Source organism: Streptomyces brevispora (genome assembly GCF_007829885.1).
GTDB lineage: Bacteria > Actinomycetota > Actinomycetes > Streptomycetales > Streptomycetaceae > Streptomyces > Streptomyces brevispora.
Window position 1 is genome coordinate 1,681,221 of sequence record NZ_VIWW01000001.1, and the last position, 17,396, is coordinate 1,698,616.

Sequence of the window (17,396 nt, forward strand, 5' to 3'; positions counted from 1 at the left end):
CATGAAGCTCGCAGTAGTGGGTGGCGGGTCCACCTACACACCTGAACTGATCGACGGTTTCGCACGCCTGCGGGACACCCTGCCGATCGAGGAGCTGGTGCTCGTCGACCCGGCGGCCGACCGGCTCGAACTCGTCGGCGGCCTCGCGCGGCGGATCTTCGCCAAGCAGGGCCACCCGGGGCGGATCGTCACCACCACGGACATCGACGCGGGCGTGGCCGACGCCGACGCGGTGCTGCTCCAGCTCCGCGTGGGCGGCCAGGCCGCCCGCGGCAAGGACGAGACGTGGCCGCTGGAGTGCGGCTGCATCGGCCAGGAGACCACCGGCGCCGGCGGCCTCGCCAAGGCCCTGCGCACCGTCCCGGTCGTCCTGGACATCGCGGAGCGCGTCCGGCGCACCAACCCCAACGCCTGGATCATCGACTTCACCAACCCCGTCGGCATCGTGACCCGGGCGCTGCTCCAGGCCGGTCACAAGGCCGTCGGCCTGTGCAACGTGGCGATCGGCTTCCAGCGCAAGTTCGCCCGGCTGCTCGACGTGACCCCCGGCGAGGTGCATCTCGACCACGTCGGGCTGAACCACCTGACCTGGGAGCTCGGGGTGCGCCTCGGCGGTCCCGAGGGCGAGAACGTACTGCCGCGGCTGATCGCCGAGCACGGCGACGCGATCGCGGACGACCTGCACATGCCGCGGGCGATCGTGGACCGCCTCGGTGTCGTGCCCTCGTACTACCTGCGCTACTTCTACGCGCACGACGAGGTCGTGCGGGAGCTCGGCACCAAGCCCTCGCGGGCGGCCGAGGTCGCCGCGATGGAGAAGGAACTGCTCGCCATGTACGGCGACCCTGCGCTGGACGAGAAGCCCGCGCTGCTCGCCAAGCGCGGCGGGGCCTTCTACTCGGAGGCGGCCGTGGACCTGGCGGCCTCGCTGCTGGGCGGCGGCGGCTCCACGCACCAGGTGGTCAACACGTACAACAACGGCACGCTGCCGTTCCTGCCGGACGACGCGGTGATCGAGGTCCAGGCGAAGGTCGACGGGACCGGCGCTACGCCGCTCGCGGTGCCTGAGCTCGACCCGCTCTACGCCGGACTGATCGGCAACGTGACGGCGTACGAGGACCTCGCGCTGGAGGCCGCGCTGCGCGGTGGCCGCGACCGGGTGTTCAAGGCCCTGCTCGCGCACCCCCTGATCGGCCAGTTCGAGTACGCGGAGGCGCTCACCGACAAGCTGATCGCCCACAACCGGGAGCACCTGCCGTGGGCGTGAACGGTTCGGTCCTCGCGATCGATGCGGGGAACAGCAAGACCGATGTGGCGTTGATCGGTGCGGACGGCACCGTGCTGTCCACGGCCCGCGGCGGCGGCTTCCAGCCTCCGGTGGTCGGTATCGGCACGGCCGTCGACGCGCTGGGCGCGGCGGTGGAGCGGGCCCTGGCCACGGCCGGCGTGGGCGCGGAGACCGTCGCACATGTGTCGGCCTGTCTCGCCAACGCCGATCTGCCCGTCGAGGAGGCGCAGCTGGCCGAGGCGCTGGAAGCCCGTGGCTGGGGCCGCACGGTGGAGGTGCGCAACGACACCTTCGCGATCCTGCGGGCCGGGGTCGACGAGCCTCGCGGGGTGGCCGTGGTGTGCGGCGCGGGGATCAACTGCGTCGGTATGGTGCCGGACGGGCGCACCGCGCGCTTCCCTGCCATAGGCCGGATATCGGGTGACTGGGGCGGTGGCTCGGGGCTGGCCGAGGAGGCGATGTGGTTCGCCTCGCGGGCGGAGGACGGCCGCGGTGAGCCGACCGAACTGGCCCGAACGCTGCCCGGTCACTTCGGGCTCGACTCGATGTACGCGCTGATAGAGGCGCTGCACCTGGGCCGGATCGAGTTCGAGCGGCGGCACGAGCTGGCGCCGGTGCTCTTCGCGACCGGCGCGGCCGGCGACAAGGTGGCGCGCGGCCTCGTGGACCGGCTGGCGGAGGAGGTCGTGGCCATGGCCTCGGTCGCGCTGTCCCGCCTCGGTCTGCTCGGCGAGCAGGCTCCGGTGGTGCTGGGCGGCAGTGTGCTGGCGGCGCGGCATCCGCAGCTGGACGACCGGATCGCCGAACTCCTCGCGGCACGGGCCCCGAAGGCGGTGGTCCGGGTGGTGAAGGAGTCCCCGGTGCTGGGCGCCGGGCTGCTGGGCCTGGACCACACGGGTGCGGCGCCCGAGGTGCACGGCAGGCTGCGGGCGCAGTACGCCTGACATTCTGTGACATCGGTCGGTATCAGGGGCGTCCCGTAGCATGCGTGCTGCGGGACGCCCCTTGCGTAAGGGAACCGATCAGCCGCCCCGGACGTGTTCATGGATGGGGAGATCGGTTCGCTTCGGGGGAATTGTGCCTTCGATCGTCTTGATCGACGGCGTCGGCCTTGATCGAATGCTGTTGACTGCGGTTGATCGCAGTTGATCGCGTTCATGGACCGGTGCAGGATCCAGGCGTTCCTTGTGTGGATGCCGGTCCCTGCGGCCATACTTCTGGCCGGGTACCAGTCCCCCGATCGGCCGGGGGGCGGGCCATCGTCCGTGACCGAGGGGGAGGTCAAGTGACATACCCGCCGAATGTGCGCCCGGCGCCGCCGCAACGCGCGCCGGAGCAACCGTCCGCGCCGACGGCCGCATCCGTGCCGCCGCAGCGCAGTGGCCGCGCGGTGGTGACCGAACGGCTGCGTGCCGCGGCGACCACCGAACCGGGCCGGCTCCAGATCATCGGGGCCGTACTGGCGCTGCTCGTCGTCGCGTTCGGGGCCGTGACGGCGTATCAGATCTCCGACCGGGCGACGTCCGCCGACGACGTGGTGAAGCGCAGTCAGCCGCTGAGCGCGGACGCGGCGAACATCTACCGCTCACTGGCCGATGCCGACGCCGCGGCGGCGAGCGGCTTCCTGGCCGGGCCGCAGGAACCGCGCGCCGTGCACGACCAGTACCTGGCGGACATCGAGGAGGCCTCCCGGCTGCTGGTGAAGGCCGCGGCCAACACGGACTCGTCGACGAAGTCCGGCCACGAGATCACCACGCTCAACCAGGAACTCCCGCGCTACACCGGGCTGATCGAGCGCGCCCGCGCCAACAACCGGCAGGGGCTGCCGCTGGGCGGCGCCTATCTCCGGTACGCGAACCAGAAGATGGCCGGCGAACTGCTGCCCGCCGCCGAGCGGTTGTACGCGGCGGAGACCGGCCGGCTCGGCCAGGACTACGACTCCGCACGGACCTGGCCGTTCTTCTCGCTCGGCATCGGTGTGGTCGCGCTCGCCGTGCTGTTCTGGGCCCAGCGGCGCAACTTCCACCGGACGAACCGGGTCCTCAACCACGGCCTGCTGGCCGCGACCGCGGCGTCGGTCGTGGTCCTGCTGTGGCTGGCCGTGGGGCATTCGGTGGCCCGCTCCGATCTGGCGGACGCCAACACCCGCGGGCAGCAGTCCCTGGACGTGCTCAACCGGGCGCGCATCGATTCGCTGAAGGCGCGCGCCAACGAGAACCTCACGGTGGTCGCCCGGGGTGCGGTGCTCACCGCGGACGGCAAGAGTGACAAGTACGAGACCGACTACGGCACGGGCATGAAGGCACTCGTCGAAGAGCTGGACACGGCCGCGAAGCTCGCGAAGGACACCCACGACACCGCGGGAAGCGAGCCGGTGGCGAGAGCCGTCAAGGGCGTCACCGAGTGGCAGAGCCGCCACCGGACCGCCCGCAAGACCGACGACAGCGGCGACTACGACACCGCGCTGACGCAGATCATCGGGTCCGGTGACTCGACCAAGGGCTCGACCGGTGAGTCCTTCAACCGGGTGGACAAGGCGCTGCGACAGGCACTCGCCCACGAGCAGGACGAATTCACCCGGGCCGCCGAGAGCGGGCGCGGCGCGCTGGGCGGGCTGCCGATCGGCGCGGCGGCCCTCGCCGTACTGGGCGCGGTCGCCGCGATCGTCGGGGTCAACCGCAGGCTCTCGGAGTTCCGGTGACAGGGGGAGCGATGACAGGAAAGGACGAGCCCAGGACGGGCCCCACGGGCCCGTTCAGCAGGCTGCGCGGCTGGGGCGGTGTGACCGCCATGGCCGCGGCCTGCGCGGTGACGGCCTCGCTGACCCTGCTGCCGCTCTCGCACAGCGGCAAGGACGCCTTCGGCGGGGAGATCTCCGGGCCGGGCACGACACGGGGCGTACAGACACGGGCCGACAACTGCACCGATCCGGACGCCAGCCTGCGGCCCTCCACCGCGGACGGCAGGACCATCGACCGGATCAAGGCGCGCGGAAAGCTGATCGCGGGCGTCGACCAGAACAGTTTCCAGTGGGGTTACCGCAATCCGGAAACCCGGGATCTCGAAGGCTTCGACATCGATCTGGTGCGGGCCATCGCCGAGGACATCCTGGGCGACCGGAACGATGTGATCTTCCGGGCGATCCCCACCAACCAGCGCATCGCCGCTCTGGAGAACGACAAGGTCGACGTCGTCGTCCGGACGATGACGATCAACTGCGCCCGGCTCGACCAGGTCTCCTTCTCCACGGCCTACTTCCAGGCCGGGCAGCAGGTACTCGCGCCGAAGGAATCCACGATCACCGGGTACAACTCCTCGCTGGCCGGCAAACGGGTCTGCACCGCGGAGGGGTCCACGGCGTACGAGGCGCTGGAGAAGCAGTCGTTCGGCTCGGTGTTCAAGGACAAGCACGACGGCACCGACGCCGACGAGGACCTGCTCACCGTCCCCAACCAGCTGGACTGCCTGGTGCGGCTCCAGATGGGCGAGGTCGACGCGATCGTCACGGACAACGCCCTCGCGGCCGGCCAGGCCGCCCAGGACCCGGCCGTGGAGCTCAAGGGCGACAAGCCCTTCACCACCGAGTACTACGGCGTGGCCACGAAGAAGGGTGCCGACGACCTGGTGGCGCGGGTCAACCAGGTGCTGGTCGGCTACCGCGCCGGAGGCAAGGACAGCCCCTGGATGCGGTCGTACCGCAAGTGGCTGCAGGACGGTCTGCCCGGAATCACGGCGCCGCCGGTGCCCAAGTACCGCAGCAACTAGGGCCTGTCCTTCGGATCAGGCGGATCCTGCCGGGCCCCGCCCGGCAGGGAGAGCGGAGAGGTGATCGATGGGCGTCGCGGGCCCCTTCCCCAGCTACGCGGCCCGGCCCCCCGGTCCGGTCATGGACCGGGACGAGGCGGACCGTGCGCTGTCCCGGCTCGGTGCGGAGCACGAGGCGATCGAGACCTCGCTCCTCGCCCTCCAGGACCACGCCGGGCGCCGGCTCCTGGAGGGCGCCGACCTCACCGGTGTCACCAAGGAGCGCTGGAGCGCGACCGAGCAGTCGATCACGCTGCTGTGGGGCTACTTCGACGCGTACGCGGGGGTGCTGAACGAGGCCCGTGAGGTGCGGGCCCGGCGGCGCCACCCCAACCGGGACGACCTGGCGGCCCTCACCGAACTGCTGCGCGGCGAGGGGGTCACGGTGGCGCATGCCGCCGCCGGGCCCCATCCGTCGATCACCGGCCCGGCCAGGCTCTCCGAGCGGTTCACGCTGGCGGAGCTGGTCGGCCGGATGAACGAGCTGTACGCGCGCTCGCTGGACATGGTCGTCGCCTCCGACTCCGTGTGGTCGGCGATGCCCGCCCGGATAGACCTGCTCGCCGCGGAGCTGCGCCGCACCCGCTCACTCGCGCACTCGGTCGGGGTGCGGCCCGGGGAGCACCCGGCGGGGGACGATCTGGAGTCGATCACCCAGGAGCTGGCCACGCTGCGGGTGCAGGTGATCTCCGATCCGCTGGCGTTCTGGCTGCCGGGGCCCGGGAGTTCGGCGCCCGGCGGCGGACGTCCGGACACGACGCGCTACGACCGGGCGGCCCGCGCGCTGGACGAGGTGCGGCGCGAGATCGAGGCGGTGCTCGCGGTCCGGCAGGACGCCGAGCAGCGGCTGGTCCAGCTGCGCGACGTGCTGTCCCGGGCGGACCGCACGCTGGCCGAGGCCCGGTCGGCGCGCGGCGAGGTGCTGGCCAAGATCGCCGCCTCCGAGGTGCCGGCGGTCAACGGTCCGCCCACCGCGCTTCAGGAGCGGCTCGCCGCGGCCTCGGAGTACCGCAGGCAAGCGCAGTGGCACCGGCTCTCACCGCTCCTGGAGACCCTGGAGCGGCAGGCCGAGGAGGAGTTGCTGCGGGCCAGGGAGCAGCTGACGGCGGTCACCGCCCCGTTGGCCGTCCGGGCGGAGCTGCGCGGCCGGCTGGACGCGTACAAGGCGAAGGTGGCCCGGCACGGCCTGGCGGAGGACCCGGTCCTCATCGAGCGCTACGACGCGGCGCGCCGGATGCTGTGGAGCGCGCCCTGCGATCTGAGGGTCGCCGCGCAGGCGGTGCGGCGCTATCAGGACGCGGCGCTGGAACTGCTGGGGCAGCGGCGGACGTCCGGTCCGGAAGACGGGCGGGGACGGCCGTGAGGCGCCCGGTGCCATCGGGGCACCCGCCGTGCGGGACGGGCAGTGACGGACAGACGTGGCCGCTGCGGCGGCGGGGCGAACAGGGGGAATGACCATGAGTACGCAGTGCCAGCGCCCCGGGTGCGAGGGCAGTTACGAGGACATGGGCGGCGGTGAGCTGTACTGCGACACCTGCGGTCTGGCTCCGGTCGTGTCGCCGACGGGGATGGTGGGCTCGCCGCCCACCGGCATCGCGGGCGGCGGCAGGGGCAGCAACAGCTCCTCGGCGCGCAGCAGTTCACGGGCTTCGTCGAGGGCGTCCTCGCGGTCCTCGTCGCGCTCGTCGACCTCGCGGCGGTCGGTGTCGGGGCGGCTCTCCCGCGCGCTGTCCGGAAGTGCGACGTCGCGTTCGGTCTCGGTGCGCTCCTCCGGTTCGTCGACCGGCGTCTCCGGCCGGAACCGGCTCGGTGCCGGGCTGGTGCTGGTGCCGGATGTGCCGCGTCCCGATCCTCGCACCGCGGTGATGGAGAACCCGGAGGTGCCCGAGCGGAAGCGGTTCTGTTCGCGTTCGGACTGCGGGGCGCCGGTGGGCCGGGCCAGGGGCGAACGGCCGGGGCGCACGGAGGGGTTCTGCACCAAGTGCGGCCACCCGTACTCCTTCATGCCCAAGCTCCAGGGCGGTGACGTCGTGCACGGCCAGTACGAGGTCGCGGGCTGTCTGGCGCACGGCGGGCTCGGCTGGGTCTATCTCGCGGTGGACCGCGCGGTCTCGGACCGGTGGGTGGTGCTCAAGGGGCTGCTCGACACCGGTGACCAGGACGCCATGGCGGCCGCCATCTCCGAGCGCCGGTTCCTCGCCGAGATCGAGCACTCCAACATCGTCCGTATCTACAACTTCGTGGAGCACCTCGACCAGCGGACCGGTTCGCTGGACGGCTACATAGTCATGGAGTACGTCGGCGGCAAGGCGCTCAAGGAGATCGCCAACGAGCGTCGCACGGCGGCCGGGAAGCGGGACCCGCTGCCGGTCGAGCAGGCGTGCGCGTTCGGCATCGAGGCGCTGGAGGCGCTGGGCCATCTGCACAGCCGCAACCTGCTCTACTGCGACTTCAAGGTCGACAACGCGATCCAGACCGAGGACCAGCTGAAGCTGATCGACATGGGCGCGGTCCGCAGGATGGACGACGAGGAGTCGGCCATCTACGGCACGGTGGGGTACCAGGCGCCCGAGGTCGCCGAGGTGGGCCCGTCGGTGGCCTCCGACCTGTACACGGTCGCGCGGACGCTCGCGGTGCTCACCTTCGACTTCCAGGGCTACACGAACGTCTTCGTGGACTCGCTGCCGGACCCGGGGAACATCGAGGTGTTCCGGACGTACGAGTCGTTCTACCGGCTGCTGGTACGGGCCACCGACCCCGATCCGGCACGGCGGTTCTCCTCCGCCTCGGAGATGGCGGAGCAGCTGATGGGCGTGTTGCGGGAGGTGGTGTCGCTCCAGACGGGACGCCCGCGTCCGGCGTTGTCGACGCTGTTCGGCGCGGAGATGCGGGTCACCGACACGGAGCTGTTCAGCACTCCGACCGGCGAGGTGTCCCGCCTCGGGGCACGGAATCCGGCGCCCGGCGGGTCCGGGCTCTTCGGGCGGCGCAAGGGTGCCCGAGCGGTCGCGGTGGCACCGGCCGCACCGCCGCCCGCCGCGGTGGCCCCGCCGGGCGGGGTCCCGGGCGCGCTGCCCGCCGGCCCGCCTCCCGGGTACGCCGCCGGTGCCGGGCCGGTGGCCTCGCCCGCCACGCACGTCAGCAGATCGAACAGCGGCAACGGGAACGGCGCCGCGCCCGCGTACCCGCAGACGCAGACGCAAGCCCAGGCTCAAGCGCAGACGCAGGCGGTCGTTCCGGCCCCCCGGTCCCCTGCCGCGCCCACGGGCCCTGCGGGCGGGCCCCGGCTGGCCGGGCTCGACGTGCGGGGGACGTCGCTCGCGCTGCCGGTCCCCCGGGTCGACGCGAACGACCCCAACGCGGGTTTCCTGGCCGGGTTGATGGCGTCTGCACCCGCCGAACTGATCGCCGCGCTGCAGACCGTACCGGCCGCCTCGCTGGAGACCAGGCTGCGCGAGCTGCGGGCCTCCCTGGAGATGAACGACCTCCGTGCCGCGACGGAGACCCTGACGACCCTTGAACTGAAGCATCCGGACGACTGGCGGGTGGTCTGGTACCGCGGCATCACCTCCCTGGTGACCGGTGACAACGAGAACGCGGCGCTGTCCTTCGACGCGGTGTACGACGCGTTTCCCGGGGAGCCCGCGCCGAAGCTGGCGCTGGGTATCTGCGCGGAGGTGCTGGGCCAGCTGGACAACGCCGCCGAGTACTACCGGCTGGTGTGGGCGACCGACCCGAGTTTCGTGAGTGCCGCGTTCGGCCTGGCCCGGGTACAGATCGCGGCCGGGGACCGGGGCGGGGCCGTCAGCTCGCTGGAGTCGGTGCCGGAGGCGTCGATCCACTACACGGCGGCCCGGGTCGCCGCGGTGCGCGCACGGCTGCGCGAACGGGCCCCGGACGAGCCGCTGATCGTCGATCTGATGGCGGCCTCGGACCAGGTCTCGGGGCTGGCCGGACTCGGTCTGGACGCGGTGCGCCGGGAGCAGTTGTCGACCGAGGTACTGGGGACCGCGCTCGACTGGGTACTCTCCGGGAGTCCCACGGCTCGGCCCCCGGCCCCGCAGCCGCCCGCACCGGGCGGGGCGCAGGGGCCGAAGACGCTGCTCGGCAGTGAGTTGGACGAGCGTGGCCTGCGTTTCGGGCTCGAGCGCTCGTACCGGATGCTCGCCCGGCTTGCTGAGCCCGGCGACGAGAGGATCGAACTGGTGGAGCGGGCCAACCGTTTCCGCCCCCGAACGTGGGTGTGAAGATGTCGCAGAACAAACAGGAGACTGCCCTGTCGAGGTGTCCCGGCTGCGAGGAGCCGCTGGAGCCGGGGGATCTGTTCTGCGGTGCGTGCGGGTACGACCTGTCGGCCGTGCCCGAGCCGCCGCGGGACCGCCCGACGATCGCCATCGCCACCGGTGCGGGCGCCCCGGCCGGGGCCGGTCCCGAACGGCCCCGCGCGTCCGGTGACTTCGAGCTGGCCGCGCCGGCGACGACCGCCGCCGCCGACGGCACGACGCCCGATCCCCGTACCTCTCCGGACCCGGTCCCGGTCCCGCCGGCCGGCACCAAGGTGTGTGTGGCCTGCCGGGCCGGCCATGTCGACGACGACGGCTACTGCGAGAACTGCGGCCATGCCCAGCCGCGTGAGCGCGACCACATGGAGCAGGAGCTCGGCTCGGTCGCGGCGGTCAGCGACCGCGGTCTGCGCCACCACCGCAACGAGGACTCGTTCGCGATCTCGACGACCGCGCTGCCGGACGGCACCCCGGCCGTCCTGGCGATCGTCTGTGACGGGGTGTCGTCGGCCAGCCGTCCGGACGAGGCATCGGCCGCCGCCTCGACCGCCGCCAACGAGTACCTGCTGGAGTCGCTGCCGCGCGGCACGCATCCGCAGCAGGCGATGCACGAGGCGATCGTGGCAGCCGCCGACGCGGTCAACCGGCTTGTCCAGGAGCCCGGTCAGGCCGAGGATCACGATCCGAACCGCCATCAGAACGCCCCGGCGTGCACCCTGGTCGGCGCGATCATGGCCAACGGACTGCTGGTCGTCGGCTGGGTCGGTGACAGCCGCGTGTACTGGGTGCCCGAGGACCGGAGCGGCCCGCCCGCCCGGCTCACCGAGGACGACTCCTGGGCCGCGCAGATGGTCGCGGCGGGCCTGATGAACGAGGCGGAGGCGTACGCGGACGAGCGGGCCCACGCCATCACGGGCTGGCTGGGCGCCGACGCGTACGAACTGGAGCCGCACACCGCCTCGTTCAAACCGGACCGGCCCGGCCTCGTGGTGGTCTGCACGGACGGCCTGTGGAACTACGCGGAGTCCGCGGCCGAGATGTCCGCCGCGGTGCCGGCCGAGGCGTACGAACGGCCTTTGCGCGGCGCCCAGGTGCTGGTGGGTCACGCACTCGACGGCGGGGGCCACGACAACGTAACAGTGGCGCTGCTGCCGTTCGCCGTACCGCCGCAGGGGGCAGGATCCGCCTGCGGCAGCGGCTGACCTCCGTGCCGCCCGCCCTTTTCACTTCCGATGCCTTTGTCCGTAAATCTGTCTTCATCTGACACGTGGAGCCTCAAGGAGCCGATCAGATGGCCAACTTCTCCAAGTCGAACGTGCCGCAGTTCTCCGTCGAGGTGTACCAGAACGAATATCTGCCCGAGGGCGGCCGTGAGGTCAACGGCATCATCACCGTCACCTCGACCGGCGGGGGCACCACCGGTGGCGTTCCGCTGACGAGCGCCGTTCCTTCGCCCTCGCACGTACCCGGACGGGCACCGAGCGCCGCCGTAGTGATCATGGTGGACTGCTCGGGTTCGATGGACTACCCGCCCACGAAGATGCGCAACGCCCGCGATGCGACGGCGGCGGCCATCGACACCCTGCGCGACGGCACCTCCTTCGCCGTGGTCGGCGGTACGCATATCGCCAAGGAGGTCTACCCGGGCAACGGGCGGCTCGCCACCGCCGATCGGCAGACCAGGGCCCAGGCGAAAGAGGCCCTGCGCCGGCTCGGCGCGGGCGGCGGTACGGCGATCGGGACCTGGCTGCGGCTGGCCGACCGGCTGCTGGGCGCCGCCGAGGTGGGCATCCGGCACGGCATCCTGCTGACCGACGGGCGCAACGAGCACGAGGCGCCGGAGGATCTGCGGGCCGCGCTCGACGCCTGCGCGGGCCGGTTCACCTGTGACGCCCGCGGTGTCGGCACCGACTGGGAAGTGAAAGAGGTCACAGCGATCGCCTCCGCGCTGCTCGGCACCGCCGACATCGTCGCCGATCCGGCCGGGCTGGCCGCCGACTTCACGCAGATGATGGAGAACGCGATGGGCAAGGAGGTCGCGGACGTCGCGCTGCGGCTCTGGACCCCGGTCGGCGTGGAGATCAAGTTCGTGAAGCAGGTAGCGCCGACGGTCGCCGAGCTGACCGACCGCCGCACCGAGGCCGGCCCCCGCGCCGGGGACTACCCCACCGGCTCCTGGGGCGACGAGTCACGGGACTACCACGTGTGCGTGCAGGTGCCGGAGGCCGGGATCGGACAGGAGATGCTGGCGGCCCGGGTCTCGCTGATCCTCCCCGACCCGTCGGGCGGGGCGCCCCAGACCCTTTCGCAGGGCCTGGTCCGGGCGGTGTGGACGGACGACATGGTGGCGTCGACCTCGATCAATCCGCAGGTCGCGCACTACACAGGCCAGGCGGAACTGGCACAAGTCATCCAGCAGGGGCTCGATGCCCGCAAGTCGGGAGACTTCGACGGCGCGACGGCGAAACTCGGGCGTGCGGTGCAGTTGGCATCGGCGTCGGGGAACGAGGACACTGCGAAACTGCTTTCGAAGGTGGTAGACGTCGTCGACGCGGCGACCGGTACTGTGCGACTGAAGGCGAAGGTCGCGGAAGCGGACGAGATGACACTCGAAACGCGCTCCACGAAGACCGTCCGCGTGAAGAAGTAACCACATATCCGCACTGATGAGCCGCCCGACCGGACAGGTCCGCCGGGCGGCGAAGCAAGAAAAAAAACGACGGCCCCCGGGGCCGGACGAGGAGAGGGGGAAGCGCCGACATGCCGACCTGCCCGAACGGACACCAGTCGGGTTCCGAGGACTGGTGCGAGGTCTGCGGCCACCGCATGGCCGGGCCCGGCGCGCCTGCGGGCGCGGTTCCCCCGCCGCCTCCCCCGCCGCCCGCGCCCGGCTACGGGTACCCGCAGGGCCTCGGCCCGGACGCGACCGCCCACGCCGAGATCTGCCCGCAGTGCCGCACCCCGCGGGAGGCGATGGCGCCGTTCTGCGAGGAGTGCCGCTGGAACTTCCTCACGAACACCGCTACCTCGTACACACCGCTGGCCCCGCAGCACGGCATCCCGGGCGGCCCCGGCGGCCCCGGCCCCGTTCCCGGGCTCAATCTGCCGCCGGGCTTCCAGGCCCAGCAGCCGCCGGGACCGCCGCAGCCCCGCGATCCGTTCGAGTACCAGGGTTCGCGCCCCTCACAGGTGAACCGGCCCGCCGAGCCACTCTCCTCGGGCCCCGGCCAGCCCGGCCCGCCCGGACCTGGTCAGTCGCCGTTCCAGCAAGGCCGGCAGGGCCCGCCGCCTCCGCCGCCGTACCAGCAGGGCCAGGGCCCGCACGCACAGCCGGGGCCGCAGGGCTTCCCCGGGCAGCAGCACGCCCAGCAGCAGGGTTCGTCGCAGGGCTCGCCCCCGCCGCCGTCGTTCCAGCAGCAGAGTGCCGCGCCCCCGTTCCAGCAGACGGCGCCCCCGGTCTTCGAGCAGTCCGGTCCGCCGGCCCCGCCGCAGGCGGCGCAGCCCGGCGACGACTGGCTGCTGTCGCCGCCGTCGCAGGCCCAGGGCCCGCAGACGCCGATGCAGCAGCGGCCGTACCCGGGCCGGAACCAGGGCCCCGGCGCGGGGCAGGACCAGAGTCAGGGTCCGGACCAGGGACAGGGGCACGTTCCGGGGTCCGCAAGCTGGACGGCCGTGGTCGCCCCGGACCGTGAGTACTTTCTGGCGATGATGCAGCGCAGCGGCCCCGAGGCCACCGGGCTCAACCTGCCCGCGTACTCCCCGGAGCAGCACCTTCCGCTGACCGGCAACCAGATCACCGTCGGTCGCCGCCGCCACAGCACGGGCGAGTCCCCCGACATCGACCTGTCCGTGCCCCCGGAGGACCCGGGCGTCTCGCACCAGCACGCGGTGCTGGTGCAGCAGCCTGACGGCAGCTGGGCCGTGGTCGATCAGAACTCCACCAACGGCACCACGCTCAACGGCGCCGAGGACCCGATCCAGCCCTACGTCCCCGTTCCCCTCCAGGACGGCGATCAGGTGCATGTCGGGGCGTGGACGACGATCACGATCCGCCGGGGCTGACGGGTGGCGGGCCGGGACCGCATGATCAACGCACCCGGGCCCCCGGTCCCCGCCGGAGCGTCTGCGACGATGGACAGGTGACTGAGAACCCGCGCGACACAGTGCAGGAGCTGACCTTCTACGAGCTGGTCGGCGGCGAGGAGACCTTCCGGCGCCTGGTCCACCGCTTCTACGAGGGTGTGGCCGGGGACCCGTTGCTGCGGCCGATGTACCCGGAGGAGGATCTGGGCCCGGCCGAGGAGCGGTTCACGCTGTTCCTGATCCAGTACTGGGGCGGCCCGCGCACCTACGGCGAGCAGCGCGGACACCCCCGGCTGCGGATGCGGCACGTGCCGTTCCGGGTGGACCGGGCCGCGCACGACGCCTGGCTGAGCCATATGCGGGTGGCGCTCGACGAGCTCGCGCTGGCCCCGGAGCACGAGCGGCAGCTGTGGGACTACCTCACCTACGCGGCCGCCTCGATGGTGAACACCGAGGGCTGATTCCCGGCCCGGAGGTGTGCGGAATCCGGTACTCCGTCGCCGGATAACGGTCACGATCCCATCAAGGTGTGCCCCCAAGCGGTATCCCGCCACGGGTGCACTCTGAAAGCATCCATACAGCGTCGGGGGCGTGTGTGTGAGATGAAGGCGGGGGCAGGGTGACGGGGTTCGTATTCCTGCGGGTGAGGGCGCATCGGCTCCTCCTCGCGGCGGCCGTGCTGGCCGTGCTGCTCACCACCTCGGTCCTGGCGGCGCTCACCGCCTTCTCCGGCTCCATCGGCGACGCCGCACTGCGCCACAGCCTCACCCACCGGTCCGCCGCCGCCGCGACCCTCGTCATATCCGCGCAGGTCGCGCCGGCGCAGCGGGAGGCGGCCGACGCCTCGGCTCGCAGGGCCGCCCGCACCACGTTCGACGGACTTCCGGTGACCGTGCGGAAGCTGGAGGCGTCGGGGCCGTACGCGCTGCCGCGCAGTCTGCAGGCCCCCGCCGCCCGTCGCGGTGACCCCGACCTCACCCACTTCGCCTCGCTCGACCTCAGCCGCGTCCGGCTCACCGCGGGGCGGATGCCCGCCGCCGGGGCGGGAAAGAGTGGCGACCCGGTCCAGGTCGCGCTGCCGGGCACCGCCGCGGAGGCCCTCGCGCTGAAGCCCGGCGCCCGGCTGACGCTCACCGACCGGCTCGGCGGCAAGCCCCTGAAGATCCTGGTCACCGGTCTCTACGAGGCGGCGGACCAGGCCGATCCGTACTGGCAGCTGGACGCGGCCGGCGGGCGCGGCGTCCGCCGCGTCGTCTTCACGACGTACGGGCCGCTGCTCACCGACCCCGCGGTGCTCGGCTCCGGCCGGACCAGTTCCGGTGAGCTCTCCTATCTGGCGTCGGCCGACTTCCGCGGCCTCACCACGGACCGGATGGCCGCGCTGCGCCACGCGGCGACCGAGGGCCCGAAACAGCTGCTCGCCGCCCCCGAGTTCAAGAACGGGGCCAACGCGCAGACCCAGCTGCCCACCGTTCTCGACCAGATCGACCGGGGGCTGCTCGTCTCCCGCTCGACGATGATGATCGTGGCCGTCCAGCTGGTGCTGCTGGCCGGGTACACCCTGCTCCTGGTGGCCCGGCTGCTGAGCAGTGAGCGAGGCGGGGAGACCGAACTGCTGCGTGCGCGCGGCGGATCGCGCGGCCGGATCACCTCGTTCGCCGCGATCGAGGCGCTGCTGCTCGCGCTGCCCGCCGCCGTCCTCGCCCCGCTGCTGGCCGGACCGCTGACCCGGCTCCTGGCGGACCGCAGCGAGCTGTCCCGGATCGGGCTGCGGCTCGGCGGGACCGCCACCGGCACGGTGTGGCTGGTGGCCGCCGTCACCGCACTGGCCTGCGCCCTCGCCGTGGTCGCGCCCGCGCTCGCCGCGAGCGCCGGCGGGCGCCGCTCCACCCGCGCCGCCACGCTGCCCGCGCCGGTGCGCGCGGGGGCGGACATCGGGCTACTGGCGGTCGCCGGGGTGGCGTACTGGCAGCTCGACCGGCAGACCGGGGGCGCGGGCAGCGGTGCGCTCAGCGACGACCGCGCGGGCGGCCTCGGCATCGATCCGCTACTCGTCGTCGCGCCCGCCCTGGCCCTGCTCGCGGGCACCGTACTGACGCTGCGGCTGCTGCCGCCCGCGGCCAGGCTCGCGGAGCGCCGGGCGGCCGGCGGCCGGGGGCTGGCCACGGCGCTGGCAGGCTGGCAGTTCAGCCGCCGGCCGCTGCGCGGCGCGGGTCCGGTGCTGCTGCTGGTGCTGTCGGTCGCGATGGGCATGCTGGCCATCGGCCAGAGCGCGTCGTGGGACCGTTCGCAGAGGGACCAGGCGGACTTCAGGTCCGGCGCCCCGATCCGGATGCTGGGCGGCGTCAACGCCGATCCGGCCCGGTCGGGCACGTACGCGCGACTGCCGGGGGTACGGGAGGCGGCGCCCGCGTTCCGTACGACGCTGGAGCTCTCCGGCGGCCGCACCGCCGAGGTGCTGGCCCTGGACACCGCGCACGCCGACGAGCGGATGCTGATGCGCGGCGACCTCGCCGACGGGGCGCAGGGCCGGCTGTTCGACTCCCTCGCACCGCCCCACTCCGCACGGGCGGGACTGCTGCTGCCGCGCGACAGCACGGAACTCCGCCTCGATCTGCGCATATCGTCCGGGCCGAAGGCCGGGACGCCCTCGCGTTCCGGTATGAGCCCGCTGGTCACCGTGTTGCTGGAGGACCGTTCCGGCATTCCGTACCGGGTGGTCGCCGGTTCCGTACCGGTGGACGGGAAGGCGCATCCGCTCTCGCTGAAGGTCGCCGCGGCCGGTGAGCTGTCGGTGACCGGGTTCGAGCTGGACAGCAGCCAGCCGGTCGGGCGGGACGAGTCGCACCGCCTCACCGTGAGCAAACTGCGGACCATGACCGCCGGCGGCACCGAACGGCCGGTCCCGGTGCCCGGCGGATTCCGCTGGCAAGCGGCCCTGACCACCGACGAGTTCGGGCAGGTCCAGCCGGGCGACCCGCTGCACCCGGCCGGCTCGGCCGCGCAGCCGCTGACCCTCGACTACCGGACCGGATTCGTCACGGAGGAGGACGCGGCCGCCGTACCGGCCCTCAATGTGCGGGTCACCGCGGCGCGGACCACGGCGGCCGGCCTGAACGGCGTGGCCACGGACGCCTATCTGAAGGCGTCCGGTGCGCGGACCGGCCAGAGCGTGGACGTGACGCTGGCCGGTGGGACGGTCCGGGTGAAGATCGTGCGGTCCGTCCACGCCCTCCCGACGACCGGGCCCGGCTCCACCGCCTCCCTGTCCTCCGGGCAGACACGGGCGGCCCGGGACGGCGGCGCCCTGCTCCTCGACCTCAGGGCCGTCGGCGGGATCTTCGCGCAACGCCCGAACGCCGTGCTCACCGCGACCGAGTGGTGGCTGAGCACCGCTCCCGGCCGGACCGCGGAGGTCGCGGCCGCGCTCCGGGCCCGGCCCGACACCGATCCCGCGCAGGTACAGGTCCGGGACGAGGTCGCCGACGAACTGGTGAGCGATCCGCTGGGTGCGGGTCCGCAGTCCGCGCTGCTCGCGGTGGCGGTCGTGGCGGCGGCGCTGGCCGGGGTCGGCTTCGCCGTGGCGGCCGTCGGCTCGCGGCGTGAACGGTCCGCGGAATTCGCCGTACTGCGGGCGCTGGGGGCGCCGCGCCGCCGGCTGGCCCGCATGATCGCCGCCGAGCAGGGGGTGCTGATCGCCATCGGGCTGCTGGTGGGGGCGGTCCTCGGGGCCGTACTGACCCGGGCGGTGGTGCCGCTCATCGTGCTGACCGGACAGGCCGCCCGGCCCGTACCGGCCGTGCTGGTGGAACTGCCCGCCGGACAGGTCGCGGTGCTCCTCGCCTGCTTCGCCGCACTGCCGCTGGTGATCGTCGCGGTCCTCGCCCTGCGCCGCACCGACCCCGCGATCTCGCTGCGCCACCAGGGGGACAACTGAC

The 17,396-nt window shown here is 72.8% G+C and carries 11 protein-coding genes; all 11 read left to right on the top strand.

What is annotated here, in order from left to right:
* Position 1 precedes the first annotated feature (1 nt).
* The 11 genes from FHX80_RS07815 to FHX80_RS07865 all read left to right on the top strand — a co-directional run bounded on the left by FHX80_RS07815 (position 2) and on the right by FHX80_RS07865 (position 17,395).
* Positions 2 to 1,267, top strand: coding sequence for a 6-phospho-beta-glucosidase (locus FHX80_RS07815; RefSeq protein WP_145763535.1), 1,266 nt, complete (start codon positions 2 to 4; stop codon positions 1,265 to 1,267).
* A complete protein-coding gene (locus FHX80_RS07820; protein ID WP_145763536.1) occupies positions 1,258 to 2,232 on the top strand; it encodes an N-acetylglucosamine kinase in 975 nt (324 codons plus the stop codon). Before FHX80_RS07815 ends, FHX80_RS07820 begins: the two co-directional genes overlap by 10 nt.
* 341 nt (positions 2,233 to 2,573) lie before the next feature.
* Positions 2,574 to 3,989, top strand: a complete 1,416-nt coding sequence (locus FHX80_RS07825; protein ID WP_425281678.1) for a hypothetical protein — start codon at positions 2,574 to 2,576, stop codon at positions 3,987 to 3,989.
* A gap of 11 nt (positions 3,990 to 4,000) precedes the next feature.
* On the top strand, positions 4,001 to 5,053 hold the full coding sequence (locus FHX80_RS07830) for a glutamate ABC transporter substrate-binding protein (protein ID WP_208764601.1): 1,053 nt from the start codon (positions 4,001 to 4,003) through the stop codon (positions 5,051 to 5,053).
* A 67-nt stretch (positions 5,054 to 5,120) separates the two neighbouring features.
* Positions 5,121 to 6,455, top strand: coding sequence for a hypothetical protein (locus tag FHX80_RS07835; RefSeq protein ID WP_145763537.1), 1,335 nt, complete (start codon positions 5,121 to 5,123; stop codon positions 6,453 to 6,455).
* Between the two features lie 94 nt (positions 6,456 to 6,549).
* On the top strand, positions 6,550 to 9,339 hold the full coding sequence (locus tag FHX80_RS07840; RefSeq protein WP_145763538.1) for a serine/threonine-protein kinase: 2,790 nt from the start codon (positions 6,550 to 6,552) through the stop codon (positions 9,337 to 9,339).
* Complete coding sequence (locus FHX80_RS07845) at positions 9,336 to 10,577, top strand: PP2C family protein-serine/threonine phosphatase (protein ID WP_145767137.1); 1,242 nt, start codon at positions 9,336 to 9,338, stop codon at positions 10,575 to 10,577. The genes FHX80_RS07840 and FHX80_RS07845 overlap by 4 nt, the downstream gene beginning before the upstream one ends.
* A gap of 89 nt (positions 10,578 to 10,666) precedes the next feature.
* A complete protein-coding gene (locus FHX80_RS07850; RefSeq protein ID WP_145763539.1) occupies positions 10,667 to 12,025 on the top strand; it encodes a vWA domain-containing protein in 1,359 nt (452 codons plus the stop codon).
* Between the two features lie 110 nt (positions 12,026 to 12,135).
* Positions 12,136 to 13,437, top strand: coding sequence for an FHA domain-containing protein (locus tag FHX80_RS07855; RefSeq protein WP_145763540.1), 1,302 nt, complete (start codon positions 12,136 to 12,138; stop codon positions 13,435 to 13,437).
* Between the two features lie 77 nt (positions 13,438 to 13,514).
* Complete coding sequence (locus tag FHX80_RS07860; RefSeq protein ID WP_145763541.1) at positions 13,515 to 13,919, top strand: globin; 405 nt, start codon at positions 13,515 to 13,517, stop codon at positions 13,917 to 13,919.
* A 158-nt stretch (positions 13,920 to 14,077) separates the two neighbouring features.
* Complete coding sequence (locus FHX80_RS07865; protein WP_145763542.1) at positions 14,078 to 17,395, top strand: ABC transporter permease; 3,318 nt, start codon at positions 14,078 to 14,080, stop codon at positions 17,393 to 17,395.
* The last annotated feature ends 1 nt before the right edge of the window (position 17,396 follow it).

Excerpts from the sequence above, each read along its gene's own strand:
- FHX80_RS07815 (WP_145763535.1), top strand. The coding sequence starts at position 2 with ATGAAGCTCGCAGTAGTGGGTGGCGGGTCCACCTACACACCTGAACTG.
- FHX80_RS07830 (WP_208764601.1), top strand. The coding sequence starts at position 4,001 with ATGACAGGAAAGGACGAGCCCAGGACGGGCCCCACGGGCCCGTTCAGC.
- FHX80_RS07835 (WP_145763537.1), top strand. The coding sequence starts at position 5,121 with ATGGGCGTCGCGGGCCCCTTCCCCAGCTACGCGGCCCGGCCCCCCGGT.
- FHX80_RS07840 (WP_145763538.1), top strand. The coding sequence starts at position 6,550 with ATGAGTACGCAGTGCCAGCGCCCCGGGTGCGAGGGCAGTTACGAGGAC.
- FHX80_RS07850 (WP_145763539.1), top strand. The coding sequence starts at position 10,667 with ATGGCCAACTTCTCCAAGTCGAACGTGCCGCAGTTCTCCGTCGAGGTG.
- FHX80_RS07855 (WP_145763540.1), top strand. The coding sequence starts at position 12,136 with ATGCCGACCTGCCCGAACGGACACCAGTCGGGTTCCGAGGACTGGTGC.